This is a genomic window from Trebonia sp. (assembly GCF_030042015.1).
In the GTDB taxonomy this organism is placed as follows: Bacteria; Actinomycetota; Actinomycetes; order Streptosporangiales; family Streptosporangiaceae; genus Trebonia.
Genome location: NZ_JASIAL010000125.1, coordinates 1 through 2,819, shown reverse-complemented (window position 1 = coordinate 2,819; position 2,819 = coordinate 1). Strand labels below are relative to the sequence as shown.

The following is a 2,819-nucleotide window of genomic DNA, read 5'->3' as shown; positions in this document are numbered from 1 at the left end:
GACGAGGTCGGCCTGAAACGGCTGACCAACCGCACCTGGACGCCGGTGACCTGGCGCGATTTCGCCGCTGAGGTGCGCGACACCGCCGCCGGCCTGATCGCCGCCGGCGTCCGGCCCGGCGACCGGGTGGCGCTGATGTCGCGCACGCGGTTCGAGTGGACGGTGCTGGACTACGCGATCCTGGCCGCGGGCGGCGTGATGGTGCCGGTCTATCCCACGTCCTCGCTGGAGCAGCTCGAATGGATCCTGGGTGACTCCGGTGCCTACGCGATCGTTGTCGAGACCGACGAGCACGCCGGGCTGGTCGCCGCGGCGCGAGCCAGGCTCCCGGCGCTCGCCCACGTGTGGCAGATCGACGGCAGCCGGTTCGGCGGCCTGGCCGGCCTCAAGGCGGGCGGCGCCCATGTCACGCCGGAGCAGGTCGAGGAACGGCGCCGGACCCGCGGGGCCGCCGACCTCGCCGAGATCGTCTACACCTCGGGGACGACCGGCCGCCCGAAGGGCTGCATGCTGACCCACGCCAACATCGTCGCCAACACCCGTAACTGCATGCTGAACGACGGCTTCCCCGCGGTCTTCAACTCCCGCGCCTCGAACCTGCTGTTCCTGCCGCTCGCGCACGGTTACGCCCAGCTCATCCAGTACGGCGCGATCCACTCGCGCACCGTCCTCGGGCTGGTCGACATCGCCGACGCCGTGGCCGAACTGCCCGCGTTCCGCCCTACGGCGGTCCTGTCGGTGCCGCGGGCGCGGCGGCCCCGCTCGGCACCCGGCTCGGGCACTTCTTCCGCGGCTGCGGCATCAACGTGCTCGAGGGCTACGGCCTGACCGAGACCAGCCCCGCGACGAACTCGAACACGCCCGACGCCCAGAAGATCGGCACCGTAGGCCGGCCAATCCCCGGCGCGGCGATCCGGATCGCGGCCGATGGCGAGATCCTCGTCAAGGGGCACATGGTCTTTCGCGGCTACTGGAACAACGAGGCCGCCACCAAGGCGATGATCGACGAGGACGGCTGGCTGCACACCGGCGACCTGGGCGCCCTCGACGAGGAGGGGTTCCTCTCGATCACCGGGCGCAAGAAGGACCTCATCATCACCGCGGCGGGCAAGAACGTCGCGCCCGCTCCGCTCGAAGACCGGCTGCGCGCCCACTGGCTGGTCAGCCAGTGCCTGGTCGTGGGGGACGCGAGGCCGTACATCGCCGCGCTGGTGGCGGTTGACCCGGAGGCGCTCGCCCTGTGGAAGGCGGACAACGGCAAGCAGGAACGGGCGACGATCGCCGACCTTCGTGACGACCCCGGCCTGCGGGCGGAGATCCAGGCCGCGGTCGACGAGGCCAACAAGGGCGTGTCGCAGGCCGAGGCGATCAAGCGGTTCGCGATCCTGGACGAGGACCTCACCGAGGCCGGCGGGCAGCTGACGCCAACGCTCAAGGTGCGCCGCGACGTCGTCGCGGCGCGGTACGCGGCTTCGATCGCGTCCTTGTATGACAACAGTGCCGGGTAGGCGCCTGCCTTACGCCTGGGGCCCGGCTCTTTTGCTCGCGGCGAAGCGCTCGATGGCGCGGAACCCGTCCTGCATGACCTTGGAGTAGAGGGCGGCCACGTCCACGAACCTGGCGGCGAGCCGCACCGCGCCCTGCGGGTCGGTCCGCCAGCGCGTCGTGATCCGCGTGTGCCCGGCATCGACGGGGACCAGTGTCCATTCATCGGTGCCGCGGAAGTCGCCGTCGAAATACTCAAGGACGAGCCGCCGGTCCGGGTCGAAAGCGGTCACCCGCCCGGAAAAACGCGAGGTCCCCCAGCGCTGGCCGACCCGGCCCTCGCCGGTGACCGCGAAGTCCACGGCCGCCCCGATCTCGGGCAGGGGCTTGTCCCCGCGCTGGCGCATCCGCAGCGCGGGCTGCCACCACTGGCTGCGCCCGGCCGCCTCCGCGAGGATGGCGCCGACGATTTCCGCGGGGGTCGCCGCGATCGTCGCCTCGTTCACGACGTCATACCTGGTCATAGGCCCTCCACCTTTCCACTCCAGCCCGCCGCGCCGGCGCAGCCCGGACAAGTGCCGAACGTCCCCCACCAGACCGTAGCCGCGCTCGCCCCGCGCAGTCGCCCCGGTCCGTTCCGCTGAAAGATCTTCATCCCGAACGGACGGTGGCGTCTCCCCCCGCCCCCGCGACCCGCACCGGGCCTGGCACGTGCTGACGATGTACTGTGGTTGAGCCCCCCGGCCTACATCGGTGCGTGAGCGAGAAGCAGGGGTGGTGTTCGTGACGAGTGACACGGAAAGCCGGAACGGTCGCAAGGTTGCGGTGCTCGGGCCGATCCCTCGCGACTCGGTCGTCACCAAGTGGGGTGACCGGTTCGACAAGTACGGGTGCGCGCTGTACACGGCGGTCGCCCTCTCCGCGCTCATGGACGACGGCGACACGATCGTGCCGATATCGCACGTTCGCAGCAGGGACGAGGGCCCGGTCAAGCACCTGCTGGCGGACTTCGCGAACATCGACACCGCGTGCATCACGTCGCAGGCCGACCACGGGGACGGCGTCGAGCTGCGGTACATCGGGGAGAGCCAGCGCGTCGAGCGGCAGACGAGTTTCATGGACCCGATCCTGCCTGCCGACGTCGGCGAGGCGCTCGACGCGGACGTGTTCGTCTGCGTCCCGATCACGGACTACGAGGTGGGGCAGGCGACGCTGCGCTACATCAAGGAGCACAGCGGCGCGACCGTGGTGCTCGACGCCCACGGCCCGACGATGACGCTGACCGCCAGCGGCGAGCGCCACGCACGGGTGTGGGCCGACCAGGACCTGTGGCT

The 2,819-nt window shown here is 70.9% G+C and carries 2 protein-coding genes and 1 pseudogene; 2 read left to right on the top strand and 1 reads right to left on the bottom strand.

Annotated elements, in window-relative coordinates:
* Positions 1-45: 45 nt before the first annotated feature.
* Positions 46-1,508, top strand: a pseudogene (locus tag Q1N79_RS06190) (long-chain fatty acid--CoA ligase).
* A gap of 9 nt (positions 1,509-1,517) precedes the next feature.
* Here Q1N79_RS06190 and Q1N79_RS06185 read toward each other — a convergent pair.
* A complete protein-coding gene (locus tag Q1N79_RS06185) occupies positions 1,518-2,009 on the bottom strand; it encodes an SRPBCC family protein (RefSeq protein WP_300605475.1) in 492 nt (163 codons plus the stop codon).
* Between the two features lie 259 nt (positions 2,010-2,268).
* On the opposite strand from Q1N79_RS06185, the gene Q1N79_RS06180 reads away from it, so the two are divergent.
* The coding region (locus tag Q1N79_RS06180; RefSeq protein ID WP_300605473.1) for a hypothetical protein at positions 2,269-2,819 on the top strand (551 nt) is incomplete at its 3' end.

Bases quoted from the DNA above. Each gene is read 5' to 3' on its own strand.
- Q1N79_RS06185 (WP_300605475.1), bottom strand. From the start codon at position 2,009: ATGACCAGGTATGACGTCGTGAACGAGGCGACGATCGCGGCGACCCCC.